The organism is Pseudomonas sp. Pmew2 (genome assembly GCF_058129885.1).
On record NZ_CM176702.1, the window covers coordinates 1,567,360 to 1,591,454 of the forward strand.

Annotated in this window: 21 protein-coding genes and 2 pseudogenes; 13 read left to right on the forward strand and 10 right to left on the reverse strand. The window is 57.9% G+C overall.

Annotated elements, in window-relative coordinates:
* Positions 1-89 precede the first annotated feature (89 nt).
* Positions 90-1,541, reverse strand: a complete 1,452-nt coding sequence (gene pyk, locus AC4ANK_RS07240; RefSeq protein ID WP_002554985.1) for a pyruvate kinase — start codon at positions 1,539-1,541, stop codon at positions 90-92.
* 176 nt (positions 1,542-1,717) lie between these two features.
* Between pyk and AC4ANK_RS07245 the strand changes: the two genes are divergently transcribed.
* Both AC4ANK_RS07245 and AC4ANK_RS07250 read left to right on the forward strand, forming a co-directional pair.
* Entirely contained in the window at positions 1,718-2,113 is a 396-nt protein-coding gene (locus AC4ANK_RS07245; protein WP_002554984.1) for a tetratricopeptide repeat protein, read from the forward strand.
* Between the two features lie 193 nt (positions 2,114-2,306).
* Positions 2,307-2,666, forward strand: coding sequence for a PilZ domain-containing protein (locus AC4ANK_RS07250; protein ID WP_002554983.1), 360 nt, complete (start codon positions 2,307-2,309; stop codon positions 2,664-2,666).
* Positions 2,667-2,694: 28 nt separating this feature from the next.
* On the opposite strand, the gene AC4ANK_RS07255 is transcribed toward AC4ANK_RS07250, so the two are convergent.
* The gene (locus tag AC4ANK_RS07255; RefSeq protein ID WP_002554982.1) at positions 2,695-4,038 is read right to left on the reverse strand and encodes a DUF58 domain-containing protein; all 1,344 of its coding nucleotides are present in this window, start codon (positions 4,036-4,038) and stop codon (positions 2,695-2,697) included.
* The gene (locus AC4ANK_RS07260; protein ID WP_044324659.1) at positions 4,035-5,138 is read right to left on the reverse strand and encodes an AAA family ATPase; all 1,104 of its coding nucleotides are present in this window, start codon (positions 5,136-5,138) and stop codon (positions 4,035-4,037) included. Before AC4ANK_RS07260 ends, AC4ANK_RS07255 begins: the two co-directional genes overlap by 4 nt.
* A 293-nt stretch (positions 5,139-5,431) precedes the next feature.
* On the opposite strand from AC4ANK_RS07260, the pseudogene AC4ANK_RS07265 reads away from it, so the two are divergent.
* The 3 genes and pseudogenes from AC4ANK_RS07265 to AC4ANK_RS07275 form a co-directional block, all read left to right on the forward strand.
* Positions 5,432-5,704: pseudogene (locus AC4ANK_RS07265) on the forward strand (HAD family hydrolase); the annotation flags it as partial.
* Positions 5,692-5,826, forward strand: a pseudogene (locus AC4ANK_RS07270) (D-amino-acid oxidase); the annotation flags it as partial. The pseudogenes AC4ANK_RS07265 and AC4ANK_RS07270, both read left to right, overlap by 13 nt.
* 531 nt (positions 5,827-6,357) lie before the next feature.
* Positions 6,358-7,743 carry a GntP family permease gene (locus tag AC4ANK_RS07275; RefSeq protein WP_002554979.1) on the forward strand — a complete coding sequence of 462 codons (1,386 nt, stop codon included), beginning with the start codon at positions 6,358-6,360 and terminating at the stop codon, positions 7,741-7,743.
* A gap of 120 nt (positions 7,744-7,863) precedes the next feature.
* Here AC4ANK_RS07275 and AC4ANK_RS07280 read toward each other — a convergent pair whose 3' ends face one another.
* From AC4ANK_RS07280 to AC4ANK_RS07295, 4 genes are read right to left on the reverse strand one after another with little or no spacing between them, the layout of a single operon-like run.
* Positions 7,864-9,081, reverse strand: coding sequence for a DUF4350 domain-containing protein (locus tag AC4ANK_RS07280; RefSeq protein ID WP_002554978.1), 1,218 nt, complete (start codon positions 9,079-9,081; stop codon positions 7,864-7,866).
* A complete protein-coding gene (locus tag AC4ANK_RS07285; protein ID WP_002554977.1) occupies positions 9,078-10,667 on the reverse strand; it encodes a DUF4129 domain-containing protein in 1,590 nt (529 codons plus the stop codon). The genes AC4ANK_RS07280 and AC4ANK_RS07285 overlap by 4 nt, the downstream gene beginning before the upstream one ends.
* Positions 10,654-11,634 carry a stage II sporulation protein M gene (locus tag AC4ANK_RS07290; protein WP_460383274.1) on the reverse strand — a complete coding sequence of 327 codons (981 nt, stop codon included), beginning with the start codon at positions 11,632-11,634 and terminating at the stop codon, positions 10,654-10,656. Before AC4ANK_RS07290 ends, AC4ANK_RS07285 begins: the two co-directional genes overlap by 14 nt.
* On the reverse strand, positions 11,631-12,356 hold the full coding sequence (locus tag AC4ANK_RS07295) for an RDD family protein (RefSeq protein ID WP_002554974.1): 726 nt from the start codon (positions 12,354-12,356) through the stop codon (positions 11,631-11,633). The genes AC4ANK_RS07290 and AC4ANK_RS07295 overlap by 4 nt, the downstream gene beginning before the upstream one ends.
* A gap of 179 nt (positions 12,357-12,535) precedes the next feature.
* Between AC4ANK_RS07295 and sbcB the strand changes: the two genes are divergently transcribed.
* Positions 12,536-13,966 carry an exodeoxyribonuclease I gene (gene sbcB, locus AC4ANK_RS07300; RefSeq protein WP_031597607.1) on the forward strand — a complete coding sequence of 477 codons (1,431 nt, stop codon included), beginning with the start codon at positions 12,536-12,538 and terminating at the stop codon, positions 13,964-13,966.
* Between the two features lie 70 nt (positions 13,967-14,036).
* Here sbcB and mvaT read toward each other — a convergent pair whose 3' ends face one another.
* The gene (gene mvaT / locus AC4ANK_RS07305; protein WP_002554971.1) at positions 14,037-14,417 is read right to left on the reverse strand and encodes a histone-like nucleoid-structuring protein MvaT; all 381 of its coding nucleotides are present in this window, start codon (positions 14,415-14,417) and stop codon (positions 14,037-14,039) included.
* Between the two features lie 357 nt (positions 14,418-14,774).
* Here mvaT and purU point away from each other — a divergent pair, with 357 nt between their 5' ends.
* Positions 14,775-15,626 carry a formyltetrahydrofolate deformylase gene (purU, locus tag AC4ANK_RS07310; protein WP_002554970.1) on the forward strand — a complete coding sequence of 284 codons (852 nt, stop codon included), beginning with the start codon at positions 14,775-14,777 and terminating at the stop codon, positions 15,624-15,626.
* 78 nt (positions 15,627-15,704) lie between these two features.
* A complete protein-coding gene (locus AC4ANK_RS07315; protein ID WP_002554969.1) occupies positions 15,705-15,905 on the forward strand; it encodes a hypothetical protein in 201 nt (66 codons plus the stop codon).
* A 49-nt stretch (positions 15,906-15,954) separates the two neighbouring features.
* Here the strand turns inward: AC4ANK_RS07315 and AC4ANK_RS07320 are convergent, their stop codons facing one another.
* Entirely contained in the window at positions 15,955-17,427 is a 1,473-nt protein-coding gene (locus tag AC4ANK_RS07320; protein ID WP_460383270.1) for an inorganic phosphate transporter, read from the reverse strand.
* Between the two features lie 205 nt (positions 17,428-17,632).
* On the reverse strand, positions 17,633-17,830 hold the full coding sequence (locus AC4ANK_RS07325; RefSeq protein ID WP_002554967.1) for a hypothetical protein: 198 nt from the start codon (positions 17,828-17,830) through the stop codon (positions 17,633-17,635).
* Positions 17,831-18,666: 836 nt separating this feature from the next.
* Between AC4ANK_RS07325 and pcaR the strand changes: the two genes are divergently transcribed.
* The 5 genes from pcaR (at position 18,667) to AC4ANK_RS07350 (ending at position 24,059) form a co-directional block, all read left to right on the forward strand.
* Positions 18,667-19,509 carry a pca regulon transcriptional regulator PcaR gene (gene pcaR, locus AC4ANK_RS07330; RefSeq protein ID WP_002554966.1) on the forward strand — a complete coding sequence of 281 codons (843 nt, stop codon included), beginning with the start codon at positions 18,667-18,669 and terminating at the stop codon, positions 19,507-19,509.
* A gap of 200 nt (positions 19,510-19,709) precedes the next feature.
* Positions 19,710-20,567 carry a CoA transferase subunit A gene (locus AC4ANK_RS07335; protein WP_002554965.1) on the forward strand — a complete coding sequence of 286 codons (858 nt, stop codon included), beginning with the start codon at positions 19,710-19,712 and terminating at the stop codon, positions 20,565-20,567.
* A complete protein-coding gene (locus AC4ANK_RS07340; RefSeq protein ID WP_170947368.1) occupies positions 20,564-21,346 on the forward strand; it encodes a CoA-transferase subunit beta in 783 nt (260 codons plus the stop codon). Before AC4ANK_RS07335 ends, AC4ANK_RS07340 begins: the two co-directional genes overlap by 4 nt.
* Positions 21,343-22,545, forward strand: coding sequence for a 3-oxoadipyl-CoA thiolase (gene pcaF / locus AC4ANK_RS07345; RefSeq protein ID WP_170947366.1), 1,203 nt, complete (start codon positions 21,343-21,345; stop codon positions 22,543-22,545). Before AC4ANK_RS07340 ends, pcaF begins: the two co-directional genes overlap by 4 nt.
* A gap of 212 nt (positions 22,546-22,757) precedes the next feature.
* Positions 22,758-24,059: an MFS family transporter gene (locus tag AC4ANK_RS07350; protein WP_002554962.1), complete on the forward strand. Its 1,302-nt coding sequence runs from the start codon at positions 22,758-22,760 to the stop codon at positions 24,057-24,059.
* Positions 24,060-24,095 lie beyond the last annotated feature (36 nt).

Sequence of the window (24,095 nt, forward strand, 5' to 3'; positions counted from 1 at the left end):
CGATTAATCACAAAGATTCGTCAGGCATACACAATGCAAAAAGGCCCCGACTCTTGCGAGACGGGGCCTTGGCTTGCAGCGTTCTGCTATCAGACCAATGGGTCGCCGACGTGCAGAATCTTCATGCCGTTGGTGCCACCGATGGTGTGGTAGCTGTCGCCCTTGGTGAGGATGACCCAGTCACCTTGCTCGACCAGACCACGCTTGAGCAGTTCGTCGACTGCGGCCTGGCTGACCTGACCCGGTGGCAGGGCTGCCGGGTCGAACGGCACGGTGTAGACGCCACGGAACATCGCTGCACGCGCTTGAGTACCACGGTGCGGAGAGAACGCGTAGATCGGCACCGAGGAGCGGATGCGCGACATGATCAGCGGGGTATAGCCGCTTTCGGTCAGTGCGATGATCGCCTTCACACCCGGGAAGTGGTTGGCGGTGTACATGGCCGCCAGCGCGATGCTTTCGTCACAACGGGTGAACGAGTGGCCGATACGGTGGCTGGAAGTCTTGCCGGTCGGGTGCTTTTCAGCGCCGATGCAGATACGCGCCATCGCCTGAACCGCTTCGATCGGGTAGGAGCCTGCAGCACTTTCCGCCGACAGCATGACGGCGTCGGTGTAGTCGAGCACGGCGTTGGCCACGTCGGACACTTCGGCACGCGTCGGCATGGGGCTTGAGATCATCGACTCCATCATTTGCGTGGCAACGATCACCGCCTTGTTGTGGCGACGTGCGTGCAGAATGATGCGTTTCTGTACGCCAACCAGCTCGGCATCACCGATTTCAACGCCCAGGTCGCCACGCGCAACCATGACAGCGTCACTGGCGCGAATCAGCTCATCGAGCACTTCGTCGTTGGCAACGGCTTCGGCGCGTTCGATCTTGGCCACCAGCCAGGCTGTACCGCCGGATTCGTCGCGCAACTGGCGAGCGTATTCCATGTCGGCGGCATCGCGCGGGAAGGAAACGGCCAGGTAATCCAGGTCCATTTCGGCAGCGAGCTTGATGTCCTGCTTGTCTTTCTCGGTCAGTGCCGGAGCCGTCAGGCCACCGCCGCGACGGTTGATGCCCTTGTGATCGGACAGCGGACCGCCGATCAGCACGGTGCAATGCAGTTCGTCAGCCGTCTGGGTGTCGACGCGCATGACTACGCGACCGTCGTCGAGCAGCAGCTCGTCGCCTACGCCGCAATCCTTGACCAGATCCGGGTAGTCGATACCCACGATTTGCTGGTTGCCACTGGTCAGCGGATGAGCGGTGGAGAAGGTGAACTTGTCACCGACCTTCAGCTCGATTCGCTTGTCGGTGAACTTTGCGATACGAATTTTAGGACCCTGCAGGTCGCCCAGCAGAGCGACGAAGCGCCCGTGTCTGGCGGCGATTTCGCGGATCAGTTTGGCGCGTGCCTTGTGCTCATCCGGAGTACCGTGAGAGAAGTTCAGACGAGCAACGTCCAGACCCGAAAGGATCAGTTGTTCGATGACTTCCGGCGAGTTGCTGGCAGGGCCAAGTGTGGCGACGATTTTGGTGCGGCGAACGGTCATGCACAAACTCCTTAATTGAAGCGCAGCGAGAGGCTACTCCTGTCTGGGTCTTTAGTCATTGTTCCTTTGCACTACCGTGTTGCTGTCAGGGAGGGCAATCGGCTGACGGTCGGTGTGCGATTTACTTGAAGAAACAGGCTGTGACGCCGATACAGGGCAGAGAACAGGAGAGTCCCATGCGTATTGTAACGATTGTTGTATTACTGACTGCGCTCAGCGGTTGCACCCGCTGGGCGATGAATTCCAACCTCGATCACGCTTACCGTGCCTATCAGGAAGGTGATTGTGACCGGGTCATGCTGGATCTTTCCAAGGTCGAGCGTCAAAGCCGTTCGCGCCGTTATGTTCAGCCGGAAGTGTCGATGCTGCGTGGCCAGTGCCTGGAGCGGCAGAAACTGTATGTCGACGCTGCGCAGACCTATCAATTCCTGATGACTCAGTATCCAGAGAGCGAATACGCGTTCCGTGCACGGGCCAGGCTCGATACGCTCGCACAAACGGGTCTCTACCCCAAGGCTCAGCCTGCCAGACCGATCCCTGCACCTGTTCGAAACGCTCCCGTATCAAAATAGTTACCCTCATTTGAATGGCAGGCGCCGTGTTCGGGTGGATTTTGAAAAATTCTGAGCTAGGCTGTGATCACATAGTGGATGAGCTGCAGAGCTCTAGACCGAGGCGGTTATCGCGCAGTGCCTCGTTTTTGAAGTCCGCAGCCAGCGAACGGTGTTACGTGATCGCAACAGTGGTCTTGGAAGGCAGCCTGCCATGTATAAAGAGCGGAAAATAGAACGGCACCAATTGCAGGATTACCTGCAGGTCTTCAATCGTCATACTGGCAGGCTGATGGGGTGTCTGGGGAATGTGTCCGGGGAAGGGCTGATGCTGATCAGCGAACTGCCCGTTCTGGTAGGGGCCAGGTTCGATCTGTGTCTGAAAATGCCGAATGGCAATATCGGGCAATCAATAGATCTTAGCGCCAAGTGCCTCTGGAGCCACGAAGACGAGACGCCAGGGAGCTACGACTCCGGTTTCGAGTTGTCTCAGGTCTCGACAGAATACCTGGCGTTCGTCCAGCTCTTGCGGGAGTATTTCTGTTTCTACCCCTTTTATGAAGCCTCAGCCTGAGGCTGCTGGCTGACTCGCAAGGTTTCGCTTATAGCGTACCTGCCTTTTTCCAGCCCAGATAACGGCTGACCAGCTGCGGCCCCAGCTCCCTTGGTCGAGCATCCATTATTGCAATGCCTTGAGCACTCAAGCGGTCGTGTAGCGAAGCGCGAGCGTTGAGGAAATTCAGGGTTCCGCAATAATCCAGCGCTTGATCATAGGTTTGTACGGGGGCCTGACGCAGACTATCGAGCACTTCCTCCCTGAGGCTGGCAATCAGCACCCGGTGCTGCTTGCCAAGCTGTCTTGCAGCAGCCACCAGTTCCTCATCGTCTTCATCGCGCAGGTTGGTGATCAGTACCACCAGTGAACGTCTTTTATGGCGCACCATCAATTGGCGAACGGCGGCGCTGTAGTCAGCGGGTCGCCGGGTGGTCTGCAGGTCATAGACCGAGTTGAGCAACAGGTTGAGCTGCCCCGGCCCTTTTACGGGGGCCAGATAGCGGTCCTGCTCACCCGCAAACGTCGCAAGGCCAACCGAGTCACCCTGACGCAGTGCGACATAACTCAATAGCAGGCAGGCATTCAGCGCGTGATCGAAGTGAGACAAATCACCGTCCTGGCTGCGCATTCGACGTCCGCAATCGAGCATGAAAACGATCTGTTGATCCCGCTCGTCCTGATACTCGCGAGCAATGGGGGAGCGCTGGCGGGCGGTAGCTTTCCAGTCTATCTGGCGCAAGCTGTCGCCTTCACGAAACTCGCGCAACTGATTGAATTCCATTCCTGCCCCGCGACGTTGCAACTGGCGCACCCCCAGTTGGCTCAGCCAGTTGTCCACCGCCAGCAGTTGCCCACCGTAAAGCCGGGCGAAGTCCGGGTAGACGCGGGTCGTGCTGTGTACCGGAAGATAGCGGCGTGCCGTCCACAAACCCAAAGGCCCCGGCAGGCTGATTTCGCACTGCTCAAAGGTAAAATGGCCCCGGCTCGAGGGGTGCAGACGGTAACCGATGCTGCCTTGGCCGCGTGCCAGCAGGATGATGGACTGCGGCAGGTTTTCATGTTCCAGGCCATGCGGCACATGATCGAACACCTGCATGGTGACTGGCTTGGTGCCGTTGTGTTGGAGGTCGAGCCGCGCCTCGTTCCATCGATCCAGCGCCAGGCTGCCCGCAAGCTCACGCTGCACGCGTGGCGAGGGACGCCTGAGCAGCCAGAATGCATCGAGCAGGCTGACACCCGCGAAAGCCAGCAGCGCTGCCCGATAAAGCTCGTCGATTTTTGCCGGATACTCGATGCCCAGCGCATGGAGCGTTCCTGTCAGCAACGCAACGCACATGAACCCACCGAGCCAGCGCAGCATCAGAACCGACGGTTTCAGAACCTGTTTCACAGGCGCGGTGCCGAGACCTGGTCAAGGATCTGCCGAAGCACCTGATCCACCGAAAGGCCCTCGATGTCCAGTTCCGGTGACAGCCTGACCCTGTGTCGCAACACAGCCAGCGCGCAGCCTTTGATGTCGTCCGGAGTAACGAACTCACCGCCGCGCAACAATGCTCTGGCCCGCCCGCCACGCACCAGTGCAATTGAAGCGCGCGGCCCTGCGCCCTGGCTAAGACCTGGCCAGGTGCGCGTACTGCGCGCCACGCGCACGGCGTAGTCCAGCACCTGTTCATCAATGGGCAGCTCGCTGGCAATGCGTTGCAGTGCCTGAACCTCCCGAGCCTGCATGATGACCCGCAGCGGTCGCACATCCAGCATGTCGGCACGGGTCGAGCGGGTGACCTGGCGCACCATGTTCAGCTCTTCCAGCGCTTCGGGATAGTCCATGCGCAGCTTGAGCATGAAACGATCCAGTTCGGCTTCCGGCAGTGGGTAAGTGCCTTCCTGTTCGATGGGGTTCTGGGTTGCCAGCACCATGAACGGCTGCGGGATGGGCAGCGCCCGACCTTCGAGGGTTACTTGTCGCTCCTGCATGGCTTCGAGCAGCGCGGCCTGCGTCTTGGCCGGTGCCCTGTTTATTTCGTCGGCCAGCAGCAGGTTGGTGAACAGCGGCCCCTTGCGCAGCTTGAACTGCTCGGTCTGCATGTCGTACACGGCATGACCGGTGACATCGCTGGGCATCAGGTCCGGCGTAAATTGAATGCGCGCGAACTCACAGCCTATGCAACTGGCAAGCGCCCGGACCAGCAACGTCTTACCCAGCCCCGGTACGCCTTCCAGCAGCACATGCCCGCCGCCGATCAGGGCGGTCAGCACGTCCTCGATCACTGCGTTTTGGCCAATCACAGCCTTTTGCAACTCGTTACGCAACGCCTGAGCCAGCTGGCTGGCGCGTTGCCGCTGCTGCAACTGAGTGCTCGCGGCGCTCGTCGGGCTGGCCGGTTCGATGGCAGGCTCGATAAAGGGCCCGGTGCTGCCTGATGTTTCGGGCGTTTGATCGCTCGCGACTTCTGGAGCGTCACTAACTTTTATATTAGATTTATCGTCCATAAATCAATTACTTACCTGATTTGGCTTTTTCGTAATTTTTTTGCGCAGCGACTGAATGTTTTTTCTCTTGCCGAGCATTATTTCCATGGTAACCGCTCAGGGCATGCGGCGTATTGGTGCATGCCATTCAATTGCGCTGACATAGCTGCCGTCTGCACCAAAGATAGATATCTACGCAAGGATGCCTTTTCTGTCTGAAAGGCAGGTGCGTTTGCGTGCCTGTTACGTAAAGACAGCAATCGACCAGGATCGGGCACTCACAGGCAGTGCCCCTCCGGCTTTATTCAGGAGTAGCGCCGTTCCACAAAGTGTTCACCGCTCAACAGGCTCAAGCCTATAAACCGCGCCTGGCAGCGTCTGAGTTCATGCTCGATAGCCTTGGCTGCGCACCTGAAGATGTGCTGCACGTATCTTCAAGCTTCCGTTATGACTTGATGTCGGCCCATGACATGAAAATCAAGCACAAAGCCTTCGTCGCCCGCGGCCATGAGCAGCCGGCGGATGTCGCCTTCGGCTACCACCAGATCCCGGACATTGGCGGATTGCCAGGATTGGTCGGTCTTTAAGCCCCGGCGCGGGTCACTTGATTGCCGATATTGTCAGCTGCGCACCCCCTATCGTTGATCCGCGACCGTCTCACCCGGGCCGACTCCGGAAATCAGCCTGGAGTAAAGTGGCGGACTTCTGATCGACTGCATTGCTCCGCAGATTAGCTGGCGTCCCTGAACGCAGCTTGCATCTGCCCTCTGTCTGCAGTTACGACCTGATCTTGCTTATGAAAGAAGATCAGTCTTGACAAGTTTTTGTCATTGGGGAAATACTTTGCTGCAATTCATATATATGACTATATAACAAGGCGAATAGGTCAATGAATGCTCTGTCCAACGATGCCCGTTTGCCGCTGTATCAACGTCTTCATGACCAGTTGGCCCAGCAGATTGCAACCAATCACTGGCACCCTGGCCCGTGACTACGCCGACATCCCGCTAGAGTGGCGTCGCTCTCATGCCCATTTCCATGTTGACCTCCTGACTGAACTACCTGACAGCAGTGACATGGCAGCAGGTTGCGAAGTGTTTGCCTTTCCTGAAACGGGTGTTGCACGTGAAGGCACCCATACGCTGTCTGGTTTTTTGCGTGCTCCGTCGAGCGTTACGTCTCGAACCGGTTTTTCAAATGCTGAGTGCAGCCTCAGCGCCAGCCCAACTGAGATATTTTCATGACTACCTTAGATATACAGCTTCTAATGACCGCGCTTGTCAGCGTCGTGGTATTGGTGGCACTGATCGTGTCGCGCCTCAAGATGCACCCGCTTTTGGCCCTGATGGTAGTTTCTGTTGGTGTGGGCTTTGCTACCCAAATGCAGCCAGAAAGTATCGTCGCTCACTTGATCGCCGGTGCCGGAAAGACACTAGGGGCAGTTGGGATTGTGATCGCGCTTGGCGCGATGCTAGGCAAAATCCTGGCTGATGCTGGCGTCACGGAGCAGCTGGCCGAGGTCATCCTCAAGCGCACCCCGGATCGCCTGATACCTTGGGCAATGATGATGGTTGCGTTTGTAGTTGGCATACCCATGTTTTTCGAGGTGGGTTTGGTAATTATGCTGCCGCTGATATTCAGTGTGGCGCGAAAGCTGGAAAGCCAGGCTCGCTTCAAAGGCTCGGCGTATGTGTATGTGGGTGTTCCAGTGATTTCGGCGCTCGCCGCCATGCATGGCATGGTACCGCCGCACCCTGGCCCGTTGACGGCCATCGCTGCACTCAAAACCTCAGTGGGGCCCACAATGCTCTACGGTTTTCTCGCCGCTATTCCAGCAATGATTTTGGGCGGTCCACTTTATGGCGCGTTCATTTCGAAGCGCATGAGCACCAGGCCTGATCAGGCATTACTCGATCAGTTCACTCTGGCCGAAAAAACCGACAATCAACCCCGTCCCGGCGTTTTGCTCGGCGTACTGGCAGCCTTGCTACCGGCGATCCTGATGCTGATCAATGCCGTCGCCGAGATGGTGCTACCAAAGGGCAATGCGATCCTGCAAATGGCCAGTTTCGTGGGCAACCCTTTGATATCCATGCTCTTAGGCGTGCTTTTCGCCGGCGCAAGCCTGGTACTGGCGCGCGGTGGCGACGCCGAAAAGGTGCGTGATTCACTGGGTAAAAGCCTCAAGCCTATTGCCTCCATCATCATGATCATCGCAGGAGGCGGGGCATTTCAGGAGATGCTAACCAGTGCCAAGGTAGGCGATGCTATCGTGCACCTGACCCAGCAGTCTGCCTTCCCTCCGTTAATCCTGGGTTGGCTGATTGCGATGTTACTCTCGGTCTCTACTGGCTCCGCAACTGTGGGTATCGTAGGGGCTGCAGGCCTCTTGGCACCGCTTGCGGGTGCTGATCCCACCCTCAACTTGCCCTTGCTGGCATTGTCAATCGGCTGCGGTTCGCTGTTTTTCAACTATGCGAATCATGCAGGCTTCTGGATGGTGAAGGAGTCCTTTGGCATGACAATGGGGGAGGCGACGAAGACTATCTCGGTGGTTCAATCCATTGTGGCGGTGGTCGGATTGGTTGTGGTGTTGATCTTGAATGCGGTTATTACAGTAAGTTGAGTCGGGATTCATTCGCAGCGCCGAAGCCTGCCCAAATGAGGTATCCAACACTACGTACCCGTGAGCTTCTAAAGGTTTGATTTCAATATCGCAGATATCCAACGATTCGCCAGTGCAGGATCATAGGGCATTCCTGAGCGTTTGCAGGTGGGCTACCTGACGGGTGAATTCACTGTGTGAGACGCGTTGCGGCGGGCGAGGGCGCAGAGCGTCGCTGATGGCGCTGGTGGGCTGCCGCGTCAGGCGCGAAAGCACCTGCCATTGTTCTGCGACAGCCAGCCGCTCGAAGCCTGGATGAAGCTGGCGGGCGCGGCGCAGGATGTCTTGTTGCAGGCTCTTTATCAGCGTTTGTTGCCCGCTGCGTCTGCGCAGGAACTCGGCGCTGGCACGCAGGTGCTCGGTCAGTTGGCGACGTGCAAGGGGGGCGGGCCGTCGCATCGGGCCTTCGCGCAGGCCGATGTGCCAGAGGCCCAGGCCAATCAGCAACGCCAGCGTCAGCAGTGCCTGAGGGTAGTTGCGCAGCAGCAGGGTCAGCAGGTTGTCGTGTTCGGTTTGCAGCACCAGGGTCACTTCACTGCCCTGGGTCAGATACCAGAGCAGCCAGGCATTGTCATAGTTGCCGATCGAGCGGGTTTTCCACAGGTTGGCGTCAGTCACAATCGTGATCAATCCGTTACCACGGTTTATTTGCAGCAGGTGTGTGGCATCGGCGCTGTTGGCCCACGACTGTGCATGGTCTTGCGGATCTTCCAGATGGAACGCCGGATCGAAGCTCATGTATGCCGGGGCACTTTCGTTTTCCAGATACAGGCGGGTCAATTCCGGCCAGGGCTCTTTTTTGCGTTTGGCGGAGGGCGTTATCAACGGGATGGGCAGTGGCGGCTGAGCGTCGTTCAGCTGTTGTTCCTGCGCATTGATGTCCGTAGTGAGGTATTGATGAACCTGCAACCTGTCCAGCAACAGATCGCCGCTGCGACCTTTTTTCTCATTCCAGAGTTGCTCGGCCACTACCAGCAGGTGCCCGCCCGCTTCGGCCCAGTTCAGCAGCCGTTCGGTTTGTGCAGGTGTCATGTCTTCCCGGTCATTGAGCAATAGCAGCGTCTGGGTACTTTGACTCGGGTCGGGAAGTCGGGCCAGCGTGTCAGTGGTGTTTACCGGGATAGAGAGGCCACGCAGGAAGTATTCGGCCGCAAGCCAGGGATTGGCCTTTGCCTGTGGCGAGGGGCCCTGATCCACGGTTTTCTCGTAGCGCTCCAGGTGACGGCTCAGGTAAAGCCCTGCGCCTGCCAGCAGTAAAAGGGCCAGTAGCCCGATCAGTATTCCGCTACGGCGGCTCATGCCTGCACCGCCGGGTTGAACAGGCGACGCCAGCCATCGCAGAGTTGCTGCCGGGCATGGGCCGGTGGCAGTCGATGCCCGTAGGCAAGGTTCTGCCAGTGCATGGTCAGGTCATGACTGAATTCACTGAGCAGCGGCTGGTTCAGCGCAGCGATGTGCGCCAATACCTGAGCTTCGGTATCGGCGCTTTTCAACGGCAGTCGATAGTCGTTCAGCAAGCGACTGAGCAGTGCGCGGTACAACAGGCTCAGGGCTTCACGGGGCTGGCTGCTCCAAAGCTGTTCGGCCCGGCCGGCGACATCTTCAGGGAGGCTTTCGGCATTCACTTGCAGGCCCAGTAGCTGCCGGGGAGCCGGGCGGGCGATTTTTGTTCTGCCGGGCGCCCTGCTTGCAAAGGTTTTGAACCAGTCTTTGTAATACCAAAGCACCAGCCCGGTCAGGCCGATAACCACGCCCCAGAGCAGCACTTCAATCAGGCTGGCCAGGGCGCTTGCGGCCCGAAGAAGCCGATTGAGCCAGGTAATCAGCCAGCCCTGGTCGTGAGTGTCCCGAACCACAGACTGGCTTTTCTGTTGTTCAGGGAAGTGCCAGCCTGTCTCGGTTTTGGGGTTCTTGAAGGGCGGCTGTTGCAGGATGCCGTGTATTTCGCTGCGGGCTGCTTCGCTGGTCAGTGTCTGACGGATCAGGCGCGGCGTGTCCGGTGCTGCGAGGGTGGCGGGCGGTTCTGTCGCGCTGCTATCGGGCAGCGGGCAGCTGTAGCTCTGTTGTTCTGCCCAGACCGTTGCTGGTGCTGTCGAAAGCGCCAGTCCGACGCCGATCAACAACACATAGGCACTGCCGATCAGGCGCTGACGCAGGCGTCTGAAAACCAGCTCTATATCCCACGCCTCAAGGACCGTACGGCGATTGAGATACAGGGTGAAGCCGCACGCAACATAGATGGGTTCCCAGAGTACCAGCGCCAGGGCATAAAAGAGGTTGGTCAGGTGGTCGATCCATAGCCACTGGTTTTCAACTTCGAGCAGACTCATCCAGTGCCAGTCGATCTGGATCTGCTGCGGAATAAACGCGTAAAGCATAATCAGCAGGCCTATCCACAATGAGTATTCCAGGTGTGCGCCGACGATGGTAAGCAGCCGTGCGGCGCGCAGGTCTTTCTGGCTGAGCAGGCTGATGCGCAGGGCGCGCTCCGTACCTGCCAGATGCTCCAGTTGCTGCACCGGCAACTGAAAGCTGCGACTCAGGCTGAGTCTTCGCCACAACAGGCTTGGCAACAGCTGGCTTTTCAAAGTGGCGGGCCACGCCTTGAGGGCTTGCCCGAGCGTAGGCGTTGTCCCGAACAGTGACTGCGACAGGATGAGCAGCGACAAGCGTTCGAACGCAGGCTTGAGCCACCAGAACAGCAGAATGGCGGCCGTGGGATAGTCCCATAGCAGTGCGCTGAGCAGGCAAAAAACGGGCAGGGTGACGATTGCCCAACTGCTCATCAGCAGACCGCGGTGCCGACCCGCCAACAGCACGCCCAGGTCTATGGCTTCCCAAGGGGATCGAGGACGTATGGCGACGTTTGACTCAGTCAGGCGCATGAGGGGTACGTCCTGCCAGGGTCAGATACGCGGCGACCAGCAACCATAGGGCGGCACCTGCAAGGTACTTGAGCAGCGGTCCGGGCCAGGTCATCGATGACCAGTAAGCCTCAATGAATGCCGCAATAAGCAGGAACAGAATGACCCCGCCGATCAGTTGCACACTGGTCCTGGCCGCAATGCGCAGCGCGGTACTGCGCGTCAGTCTTCCTGGGGCCAGCAAAGCCCATCCCAGCTTCAGACCCGCCGCCCCGGCCATGGCGATGGCGGTCAGCTCGAAAGCACTGTGACCGATGACGAATGTCCAGAATGTCTGCCCAAAGCCTATGTCGGTCAGATGACCGGCAATTGCGCCTGTCATCAACCCATTGAACAGCAGAAAAAACAGGCTGCCGAGCCCGAACAGCAAACCGCTGGCGTAGGTTTGAAAGGCAATACCGATATTGTTCATGATGTAGTAGCCGAACATCATCCAGTCTGCGTCGGAAGCTCTTTCGGCGGGTTGTCCGATCCGGCTGGCCGATGGGTCATACATGCTCTGCATGTCGGCCAGTTGCTCAGGACTGACGATGCTGTAGATCAGTTGCGGAAAACCGTAGACCAACAACCCCATGCCGATCAGGCTGCCGAAGAACAACAGGCTGGCGACCAGGACGAAACGCCACTCGGCGCGCACCAGTCGCGGAAAACCTCCGAGTACAAAGCCCAGCAGACGAGCGCCCATCGCGCTGCGGTGGCGGTAAAGTTGTTGATGGCCACGCATGGCCAGTTGATGCAGGGGGTCGACCAGGTGGCTGCTGTAGCCACGCTCCTGTGCCAGCGCCAGGTGGTGGCAGACGCGTCGATAATCACAGGGGAATGTTTCGCAAGCATTGACATCGGCCTTGCCGTTTTCCAGCGCATCAAGGCGCTGACCAAAACGTTGCCACTCATCTTTATGGCGGGTTTCAAAGAGGCTCTGCTTCATTTCGGCCCCAGCAGGTTGCGGGCGATGCCGTTTACATGAGCGACCGCCTGATCAGCGGGGATGTGCAAGGGTTCAGCAAGAATTGCGGCCAGCTCCCGGGTGCGGGCAATGGACAGTTCACCTTGTCGTTCCGCCAGACCGAGCACTGCCCGTTGTTCGTCCAGATGCAGGGCGAACGGCACAATCACCGGTTCTGCCTCTGGCAGGGTGGGGCGCGTTACAGGCTGGTCGCTATAGATAACCAGCGTCCCGGCTGCGAGATCACCCAGCCGTTTGAACAATGGATGGCTCAGACAACTGATTGCACCTAGCCCGTAGCCCAGCGGGAGCATGTCGACGAAACGCAGTAGGTTGCGTATCAACGACGCGGACCAGTCTATCGGCGTGCCGTCATCGTGCACCACCCGCAGGCCGAGGACCCGCTTTCCGGGAGTGCGCCCCTGACTCAGCACTTCAAACAGCACCATGTACCACCAGTTGACCAGAAAAAACACGATGGCGGCCAGGCCCATGCCGAGCTTGTCAAACCACTGCAAGAGTAAAAAGAACACGCCGATAACGGCTGCGCGAATGGCGAAGTCGATTCCGAACGCCAATGCGCGGGAAACCAGTCCGGCAGGGCGAAGAACCATATCGATGCCTTCCGGCGTCTCGATTTCAATGCGGGTGTCCAGTGGCGTGGGCAGCGCTGCATTCCTTGGCGAAGCGGGAAGGGATGACATTGTCGGAGGACGCGCCTGAAAACGAAAACTGATGCTAGCTATCGCAGCGGAGCTAAGCAACCGACCATTCAAGACGCGGGCTGTAAGAAAACATTTCCCGGTACGCCGGATATTACCCGATTAGGCAATGACACCTGTCACGCCCTACACTTCGCGGGTCTTTTGTTCAGGATCAGCCCGTGACTTCCAGCATTTTCTGGTACGACTACGAAACCACCGGCATCAACCCGCGCAATGACCGTGCGCTGCAGATGGCCGGCATCCGCACCGATACCGAACTCAATGAAATCGCGCCGCCGGTCAATCTTCATTGCCAGCTAAGTGACGACATTCTGCCCCATCCCGTTGCCTGTATGATTACCGGAATAACGCCGGCCACGCTGGCGGAAAAAGGCTTGTGCGAGGCGGATTTCATGACCCGCGTACATGCCGAACTATCTGCGCCAGGGACATGTGGTGCGGGTTACAACACCTTGCGTTTTGACGATGAAGTCACGCGTTACAGTTTTTATCGCAACTTCTTCGACCCTTATGCACGCGAGTGGCAGGGTGGTAACAGCCGCTGGGATCTGATTGATGTCGTGCGCGCGGCCTATGCATTACGCCCCGACGGCATTGTCTGGCCCGAACAGGACGGTCGCGTCACACTCAAGCTGGAACGACTGACTGCTGCCAACGGCATTGATCATGGACAGGCGCATGATGCGTTATCCGACGTGCGTGCAACTATTGCCCTGGCGCGCCTGATTCGTGAAAAACAGCCGAAGCTTTATGACTACCTGTTCGCATTACGCAGTAAACAGAAAGTCCAGGAGCAGGTTCGTCTGATGCAGCCACTGGTGCATATATCGGGACGTTTTTCTGCGGCACGCAATTACCTTGGCGTGGTGCTTCCGCTGGCATGGCACCCGCATAACCGCAACGCGCTGATCGTCTGTGACCTGCACCTTGACCCTTCACCGTTGTTGCAAGACGACGCTGAAATACTCAAGCAGCGTTTATATACCCGGCATGAAGCGCTGGGGGAAGGCGAATTGCCGGTGCCTCTCAAATTACTGCATATAAACCGTTGCCCGGTGATAGCCCCCCTGGGGGTGCTACGCAGCGAAGATCAGCAGCGGCTGCAACTGGACATGGCGGGCTACCAGGCACGCGCAACGCAGTTGAGTGAAAGCCGGGAAGTTTGGCAGGATAAACTGAGCGTCCTTTATGGCAAGGAAGATTTTGCTGCAAGTGAGGATCCAGAACAGCAGTTATATGACGGTTTTATCGGTGACCGTGATCGTCGACTGTGCGAGCAAGTTCGGCAAGCCGAGCCCGAACAACTGGCACGTGACGCGTGGCCGTTTGATGACGCCCGCTTGCCTGAATTGTTATTCAGGTACCGCGCTCGTAACTTTCCTGACACCTTGAGCAGTGAAGAGCAACAGCGGTGGCAGGACTTCTGTCAGCAGCGGCTGAGCGACCCGGAACGGGGGGCGCCCAATACCCTGAAGGACCTTGCGACTGCGCTGGCTGAATGCTCTCTTAGTGCCGCGCCAGAGCAGTTGGAGGTATTGCGCCAATGGCAGGATTACGCGCAGGCGCTGAGTAAACGTCTGGGTGTATAAATAACGGACAATAAAAAACGCCAGCAGGCTGGCGTTTTTGCAATCGCAATGAAGCGCGACCGTTTGAAGCTTAGCCCAGCAGAGTGGCCCAGCTTTCGACGTCGTCACTGCCCCACTTGGCTTTCCACTCTTTCAATGTCTTGTGGTTGCCACCTTTGGTTTCGATGACTTCACCGTTGTGCGGGTTCTTGTATTGCTTGACCTTGCGGGCGCGTTTGGTACCGGCAGGTTTAACAGCGCCGCCACGGGGGGCTTTGTTTACCTTGGCATCCGGATCCAGCAGGGCAATGATGTCACGCAGCGACTTTTGATATTCGCCCATCAGCGTACGCAGTTTACCTTCGAATTCCAGCTCGGTTTGCAGTTTGTCGTCTTGCGACAGGTTCTTCAAACGGGCTTGCAGTTCTTTGATGGCTTCTTCTGTGGCGCGGTATTCGTTGATCAGGGACATGAGGAGACCTTATGTTGTGTAGGTTGCAGGGATACAGTGGGGCAATAATAGTCACTGTAAATGAGCAAGTAAACATTAAATAAAAGTTTTATTTGAATTATTTAGCAATATACACGCGTCCTACAGACGTCTGAACTAGGCAAGCGCCGAGCCCCCTTCAAAAGATCCTCGCTATAAAGCCCTTCTTTATATAGGTTTTGTTAGGCGTCGCGGGTGGTAAAAGTCGATACTGGCACGGTGCAATCTTTTGCCTGGGCGGTGTCCTTTTCTGCCTGCACATTCAGGCAGCAAAGATACTGCAGTTTTGCTGCGCAGCCGCTAGAATAGCGGCTTTGCGAAGTTCTGGAGTTTCCCCCAATGCGCACTTTTCGTCTGGTGATTGCTTGCCCGGACCGTGTAGGCATCGTTGCCAAAGTCAGTAACTTTCTGGCGTCCCATAACGGCTGGATCACCGAAGCGAGTCATCATTCGGACAATCTCAGCGGCTGGTTTTTCATGCGTCACGAAATACGTGCCGACACCCTGCCTTTTGACCTGGACGGGTTCCGTGAAGCGTTCACGCTGATCGCGGAAGAGTTTTCGATGGACTGGCGCATCACCGACTCGGCGCAGAAGAAGCGCGTCGTGCTCATGGCAAGCCGCGAATCGCACTGTCTGGCCGATCTGCTGCACCGTTGGCACAGCGACGAACTCGACTGTGACATAGCCTGTGTGATTTCAAACCATCAGGACCTGCGCAGCATGGTCGAGTGGCATGACATTCCTTATTACCATGTCCCGGTGGACCCGAAAGACAAGGAGCCTGCATTTGCCGAAGTCTCGCGTCTGGTCGGGCATCATCAGGCGGACGTTGTGGTCCTTGCGCGTTACATGCAAATTCTGCCGCCACAGCTGTGCCGTGAATATGCCCATCAGGTGATCAACATTCACCACAGCTTCCTGCCATCCTTCGTCGGCGCCAAGCCTTATCATCAGGCGTCGTTGCGTGGCGTCAAGCTGATTGGCGCGACCTGTCACTATGTGACCGAAGAGCTCGATGCCGGCCCGATCATCGAGCAGGATGTGGTGCGCGTCAGCCATCGCGACAGCATCGAAAACATGGTGCGCTTCGGTCGCGACGTGGAAAAGATGGTATTGGCCCGCGGCCTGCGCGCTCATCTGGAAGACCGTGTTCTGGTACACGACAACAAGACAGTCGTCTTCGACTGATCTATCTTTTCGGGAGTGCGCCTGTCGCGCTCCCGACCTGGCTCGTCGGCAATGGTGCAACGCTCAGGGTGACAGCCAATGACCGATCCTTTCGAAAAAGCCACATCCACCGCTCCCGCCACGCTTGGCGAGGGCTGTCTCAGCCGCTATGACCCCGCCGCCCTGACTCCGGAAAACGGTGCCGATTTCGACGGTGCAGCAGCGCTATGGCGTGAGTTGCAGCAATCGGAAATGCCCGCTGAAAGGCTTGTCGAGAAAGGTGTGGAGGGAGAGGGGTGAATCAAGCCCTTCAGGCAGTGCAAGGCTGCACCACCTGAAGGGCTCTGAGTCAGGACAGTGCCTTGGAGGCCAGCCAGAACAGCGCTGCGGACAAGGCGACCGTTGCAGGCAGGGTCAGCACCCAGGCCAGCAGGATGGTGCGAACCGTTCCGCCTTGCAGGCTGCTCTTGTTGGCGACCATGGTCCCGGCAACGCCTGATGACAGGATGTGGGTGGTGGAAACCGGCAGACTGAACACGTTAGCCAGGCCGATTGCGCAGGCGGTGGTGATTTGCGCCGACATGCCCTGTGCGTAAGTCATGCCCTGTTTGCCGATCTTCTCGCCGATCGTCAGTACCACACGTTTCCAGCCAACCATGGTACCGATGCCCAGTGCCAGTGCGACCGCCAGAATTACCCAGAACGGTGCGTATTCTGTGGTGGTGGTCAGGTCTTTGCGAAGTTTCTCCAGATCGGACTTTTCACGCGCCGACAGGTCTGGAAGTTTGCCGACCTTGCGGGCCGTGTCGTCCAGGCACAAGAGATAGCGGCGCACTTCGATACGGCTTTCAGGGGCCAGCGAGTGGTAGTCGGATACGCCTTTGAGGCGGTCGAGCAACGCGTCGATGGTGGGTTCGGTCTGCTTCGGATTACAGGCAGAGCTGGACGGCAAGTCGCCTTTTTCAGCTTTGCCCATGGCCAGATATTCGCCCAGCGTGCTGCTGTTGCGTTGATAAAACTGGCTCAGATGCTGGGTCGCATCGCGGGTACGTTCGATCTGGTAGGTCGTGCTGGTCAGGTCCAGTACAAACTGGCTGGGCACGATGCCGATCAACACCAGCATGATCAGGCCGATGCCTTTCTGGCCGTCGTTCGAACCATGTACGAAGCTGACCGCCATTGCGGAAATGACCAGCACCAGGCGGTTCCAGAATGGCGGGTGCTTTTTGTCGTCCAGCTTGCGACGCTGGTCCGGGGTTTTATGCATCTTCGACTGCGGGCGCCACCATTTCAGCGCAACCAGCACCAGGCCTGCAACGATGAAGCCGGCCAGCGGCGAGAACACCAGCGAAGCGCCAATGTCGATCGCTTTCTGCCAGTTGACGCCGTCGGCCAACGGGGTGCCGTTGATCAGTGCATTGGCCAGACCGACACCGAGTATCGAACCGATCAAGGTGTGCGAGCTGGAGGCCGGGATGCCGAAGTACCAGGTACCGAGGTTCCAGGTAATGGCCGCCGCCAGCAGCGAGAACACCATGGCCAGGCCATGTCCGGTGTTGACGTTGATGAGCAGTTCGACCGGCAGCAGATGGACGATTGCGTAGGCAACACCCACACCGCCCAGCAGCACGCCGAGGAAGTTGAATACACCAGAGAAGAACACGGCCAGATGAGGCGGCATGGCTTTGGTGTAAATGACTGTCGCCACCGCGTTGGCGGTGTCATGAAAGCCGTTGATGAACTCGAAGGTGAGGACAAAAGCCAGGGCGAGCAAAAGGCTCACAAGCACCCAGGCATCAAGCCCGCTGAATAAATCGATCATGTAGGTTTTCTGACCGGGTCTGAAGGGGGCGCGATTATGACAGAAAAAATACCGAACGACTTGTCGTCACTGCGAGGTGTCGCCTCAAACCAAAAAAAAGACGCATGAGCGCCGCCCCGTTGAATACTCAATGAGGCTGTAAGGCGGGTAATTCCAGGGGCAGGAAGGCAGAGATGAGCAGTCGGGGATCATGAGACCCACGATGTCACGGCTCTTCTTTCAGGCCTTCTTCCATTTTTTGCAATTCTTGCTTGAACGCCTGGTCCAGCAGGCTGGCTCTTTTGCGCCAAGGCTTGCGTTCCGGTTCCGGTTGCGCGGCGTAGGTGGTGATTTCACCGCCGTAGACATCCTTGTAACGTTGTTCCTGGCGCTCAAGTTCCGCGCGCAGTTCATCTTTAGTCACTGTAATACCTGATCGAGTCGATTGAGTTCTGGTGATGACGCAAAACAATGCAAGTATGTTCACGCCATTCGGACTGTATACCAGATACAGCCAGAGACCTGCTCGGGCCATTACCCGAAGAGGTTGCGGAGCATCCTGTTATTGCCTGCGGCTACGTACACCAGAGAAACAGCTGTCGTAGCGACATGTGTGTGATTTCAAGCGCAAGGCTTGCGCTGGCAGGCTTCCCTTTGATCGCGCGGCGATGGTGCACCGTGACAGCGCTTCGACGGGATAATCGAGGCAGAAATCGGGTGAACGGATCAATCGTTTGCGAGGGTGTTGCCAACCCACTGATGGATACTATCTCCAAGAAGTTCTGTTACGTCAACAACAGAGGTTGAATAAGTTCACAGGTCTGGTTTTTTTGTACGATTGTTCCGAAGTTTTAGTGAGCCATTTATATGACGGAACTTTTATAAAACAAATTTTACACACCTGGTGACAAAACCCTGACGATGGAATTCAGAGAGTTTTATATGCACGATATCTGGAGTTGTGATGCGGGGGTTCGACAGGCGGGGCGTGTTCATGCGCAGCAGGCGCTGCCGCAATGAAAACGGCCTTGCTTGGTGAGCAAGGCCGCTGCCTTGGACTTCTCAGTGGGTACCTGACCAGTAATTTCCAAGAAGTCACTTCGTGGCAGAGGTAAAGGTATAAGTATATTTACGGCGGGTCAATTGCGATTATCGGCCACCTGTTCGATAATCGCACAGGCAGAGACTGTCTTCACTGCTTCCAATAGACCTGAAACCTGCGCTCCACAGGGGCTGAAGGGAGTTACAGAGGGTGTGTCAATGAACGATGAACTGCGTAAATCTTTTGCCTCATTGGCACCGCCCATCGTGGCGTCACCCGCAAAGCGCATTCAGGCGCTGACCGGCGACCCGGATTTCATGACTTCGCTGGCGCGCGGGCTTGCCGTTATTCATGCTTTTCAGGAGCGCAAGCGGCACCTGACCATTGCACAGATCAGCCACCGGACGGAAATCCCCCGCGCTGCGGTACGTCGTTGTCTGCACACGTTGATCAAGCTGGGTTACGCGACCACCGATGGCCGTACGTACTCGCTGCTGCCCAAAGTGCTGACCCTGGGCCACGCCTATCTGTCATCGACGCCTCTGGCGACCTCTTCGCAGCCGTATCTGGACCGTATGAGCGATCAGTTGCACGAGGCATGCAACATGGCCACGCTGGAAGGTGACGACATCCTTTATATCGCGCGCTCGGCGACCACGCAGCGATTGATCTCGGTCGACCTCTCGGTGGGCGGCCGCCTTCCGGCATATTGCACGTCCATGGGCCGAATTCTGCTGGCCGCGCTGGATGATGTGTCGTTGCATGAATACCTTGATCATGTCGATCTGCAGCCCAAGACCAGTCGTACCATTCGCACGCCGGAAGCGCTGCTCGAGCGTCTGCAACTGGTTCGTCAACAAGGCTGGTGTATTGTCGATCAGGAGCTGGAGCAGGGGCTGCGCTCGATTGCCGTGCCGGTCTATGATGCGTCGGGCCAGGTGCTGGCTGCGCTGAATGTCAGTACCAGCGCCGGGCGTGTGGCACGCAGCGAGCTGGAACAGCGCTTTTTGCCGATCATGCTCGATGCCAGTCGCGACCTGAGTACGCAGCTGTTTACCTGACCTTGTTTGCCTGGGTATGGTTAAACGGGCCTGGTTATCCGAGCTCGTGAGCGATTGTTAGTTAGCTGAATTTGTTCGGTTACCGAACGGTTAGTCGATTATCGGATTGTCTGCCTGTCTGCTCAGGCATAACCTCATTTTCATTCCGGCGCAGGTCTTCGCGCTGTTCATTGAACGTGATGTTGGGTTCGGAGCACCTCATGGCAGACATTCTTTCTCTACGCGATGCGGTGAAGCAACTGGTCAACGATGGCGACATCGTTGCGTTGGAAGGCTTCACGCATTTGATCCCCACGGCCGCTGGTCATGAAATTATCCGTCAGGGTAAAAAAGACCTGACCCTTGTGCGCATGACGCCTGACCTGATCTACGACCAGTTGATCGGTGCCGGTTGTGCGAAGCGTCTGATTTTTTCGTGGGGCGGCAACCCCGGCGTCGGTTCTCTACACCGTCTGCGTGATGCGGTTGAAAAGCAATGGCCGCGCGCGATGGAAATCGAAGAGCACAGCCATGCCGACCTCGCCAACGCCTACGTGGCTGGTGCGTCGGGCCTGCCGTTCGCAGTGCTGCGCGCCTACGCCGGGTCCGACCTGCCCAAGGTCAACCCGCTGATCAAGACGGTAACCTGCCCGTTTACCGGTGAGGTGCTGGCGGCTGTGCCATCGGTACGCCCGGATGTGACTGTTATCCATGCGCAGAAAGCCGACCGCAAAGGCAACGTGCTGCTGTGGGGGATTCTCGGCGCGCAGAAAGAGGCCGCGCTGGCTGCGAAGCGATGCATTGTGACGGTGGAAGAAATTGTCGATGACCTGCAAGCGCCGATGAATTCCTGTGTACTGCCGACCTGGGCATTGAGCGCCGTGTGCCTGGTGCCCGGTGGTGCTCACCCCTCCTATGCGCACGGCTATTACGAGCGTGACAACCCGTTCTACCAGGCCTGGGACCCGATTGCCCGGGACCGTGAAACCTTCACCGCGTGGATTGACGAATATATCCACGGCACCGCAGATTTCAGTGAATTCCAGAGCAAGCTGGCTCGCGCTTCGGAGGCCAAATAATGACTTACTCCACCAGTGAAATGATGACCGTTGCAGCAGCCCGTCGTCTGCGTAATGGCTCGGTGTGCTTCGTTGGCATCGGTCTGCCCTCCAAGGCTGCGAACCTGGCGCGTCTGACATCAGCGCCCGACGTGGTGCTGATCTACGAGTCCGGCCCGATTGGTGCCAAACCTACCGTGTTGCCGCTGTCGATTGGCGATGGCGAGTTGGCGGAAACCGCCGACACGGTGGTATCCACCAGCGAAATCTTTCGTTACTGGCTCCAGGGCGGGCGCGTCGACGTCGGCTTTCTCGGCGCAGCGCAGGTGGACCGTTTCGGCAACATCAACACCACCGTTGTCGGTGATTATCATCATCCCAAAGTGCGCTTGCCGGGTGCCGGTGGCGCGCCGGAAATCGCCGGTTCGGCCAAGTCAGTGCTGATCATTCTCAAGCAGTCGGCGCGTTCGTTCGTCAACAAGCTGGACTTCATTACCTCGGTCGGCCACGGCGAGGGCGGCGATTCTCGCAAGCGCCTGGGGCTGCCCGGTGCCGGCCCGGTGGGGATCATTACCGACCTGTGCATCATGGAGCCGGAAGCTGACACCAACGAGTTCGTTGTGACCACGCTGCACCCTGGCGTGACCCGCGAGCAGGTGATTGCTGCCACGGGCTGGGAGATCCGCTTTGCCGACACAGTGGTCGTTTCCGAAGAGCCTACCGAGGTCGAGCTGACGGCGCTGCGTGATCTGGAAGCCCGGACTGCCGCCGCTCATGGTCAGGTTGCAGGAGAAGCGTGATGCGTGAAGTATTTATTTGCGATGCGATTCGCACACCCATCGGTCGCTTTGGCGGGGGGCTGTCTTCGGTGCGTGCCGACGACCTGGCCGCGGTGCCGATCAAGGCACTGATGGAGCGCAACCCATCAGTCAACTGGGAAGAGATCGACGAAGTGTTCTTCGGCTGTGCCAACCAGGCCGGTGAGGACAACCGCAACGTTGCGCGCATGGCTGCGCTGTTGGCGGGGCTGCCGGAGAGCGTGCCGGGGGTGACTCTCAATCGCCTGTGTGCTTCCGGGATGGACGCCATCGGCACCGCGTTCCGTGCCATCGCTTCCGGCGAGATCGAGCTGGCGATTGCCGGTGGCGTCGAATCGATGTCCCGTGCACCGTTCGTGATGGGCAAGGCTGATGCAGCGTTCTCGCGCAACATGAAGTTGGAAGACACCACCATTGGCTGGCGCTTCATCAATCCGGCGATGAAAGCACAGTACGGCGTGGACTCAATGCCCGAGACAGGCGACAACGTTGCAACCGACTTCAGGATTTCTCGAGCCGATCAGGACGCTTTCGCCCTGCGCAGCCAGCAGCGCACTGCCGTTGCCCAGGCTGCGGGCTTTTTCGAGGAAGAGATTGTGCCGGTACGGGTTGCGCACAAAAAAGGCGAAACCATCGTCGACAAGGATGAGCATCCGCGCAGCGATACCAGCCTGGAAACCCTGAGCAAACTCAAGCCGGTCAACGGCGCGGACAAAACTGTCACCGCAGGTAATGCCTCCGGGGTCAACGACGGGGCTGCTGCATTGATTCTGGCTTCGGCCGACGCTGTTAAAAAGCACGGCCTGACGCCACGCGCCCGTGTGTTGGGCATGGCCAGCGCGGCGGTTGCGCCTCGGGTGATGGGCATCGGCCCGGTGCCTGCGGTACGCAAGCTGGTCGAGCGGCTGGGTCTGGCGGTGACTGATTTCGACGTCATCGAGCTCAACGAAGCCTTCGCCAGCCAGGGTCTGGCAGTTCTGCGCGAACTGGGCCTGGCGGATGACGCACCGCAGGTCAACCCGAACGGCGGGGCTATTGCGCTCGGCCATCCACTGGGCATGAGCGGCGCGCGGCTGGTGCTGACGGCGTTGCACCACCTGGAAAAAACCGGGGGGCGCAAAGGCCTGGCAACCATGTGCGTCGGCGTAGGGCAGGGCCTTGCGCTGGCCATCGAGCGGTAAGCGCTCCCGTTTCAACCTGTTGTCCAGCAACCCGGATCGTTTGTCTGCCTCCACGAAAAGGCGGGCCGATGATCCGGGTTGTTGTTCGTCCGGGCACTGGATGTTCAACCCTGCCGATTTTTCCTGGTGGCTGAATTGCTCTGACTTATTGTGCTCGATTAAAGACGGTGTTACAGATTGTTTCTTATGGACAGTTCTGCTTGGGGAAAATAATGACTACAACATCAAAAGCACCGCATTACACCGGCGAGGAGCGAAGCAAAAGAATTTTCGCCATTGTCGGTGCTTCATCCGGCAACCTGGTCGAATGGTTCGACTTTTATATCTACGCCTTCTGCGCGATCTATTTCGCACCTGCCTTTTTTCCTTCCGATGATCCGACGGTACAGTTGCTCAACACCGCAGGCGTGTTTGCTGCTGGTTTTCTGATGCGCCCGATTGGCGGCTGGTTGTTTGGCCGTGTGGCGGACAAGCATGGCCGCAAGAACTCCATGCTGATATCGGTCACCATGATGTGCGCGGGATCGCTGATCATCGCTTGCTTGCCAACCTACGCTTCGATCGGTGCCTGGGCACCGGCCTTGCTGCTCATGGCGCGCTTGCTTCAAGGCCTGTCGGTGGGCGGTGAATATGGCACCACGGCCACTTACATGAGTGAAGTGGCCTTGCGCGGGCAGCGCGGTTTTTATGCCTCGTTCCAGTACGTCACCCTGATCGGCGGTCAGTTGCTTGCCGTATTGACAGTGGTCATCCTCCAGCAGTTTCTGACCACCGAAGAGCTGCGTGACTACGGCTGGCGTATCCCGTTCGTGATCGGTGCGGCCGCCGCTGTCATTGCCTTGTTGCTGCGTCGCACACTCAATGAAACCACTACCGCCGAAAGCCGTCAGGACAAAGACGCAGGCAGTATTGCCGCACTGTTCAAGCATCACGCAGCGGCCTTCATCACCGTGCTGGGCTACACCGCCGGGGGGTCGCTGATTTTCTACACCTTCACGACCTACATGCAGAAATACCTGGTCAACACCGGAGGCATGGAAGCCAAGACCGCCAGCTACATCATGACCGGCGCGCTGTTTCTGTACATGTGCATGCAGCCGTTTTTCGGCATGCTGGCGGACCGCATCGGTCGTCGTAATTCGATGTTGTGGTTCGGCGCGCTGGGTACACTGTGCACGGTGCCGATTCTGATTACCCTGAAAACCACCACCAACCCGTTCATTGCCTTTGCGCTGATTACCCTGGCGTTGGCAATTGTCAGCTTTTACACCTCGATAAGCGGGCTGGTCAAAGCCGAGATGTTTCCGCCTCAGGTCCGCGCACTGGGTGTCGGGCTGGCTTATGCGGTTGCCAACGCAGTGTTCGGCGGTTCTGCCGAATTTGTCGCACTGAAACTCAAAAGTGCCGGGATGGAAAACAGCTTCTACTGGTACGTGACCGTAATGATGGCTGTGGCCTTTCTGTTCAGTCTGCGCCTGCCCAAAGAGCCCAAGTACCTGCATCAGGATCATTGATCGCAGGCTTGTTTCGGCCACAAAAAAACCACCTGA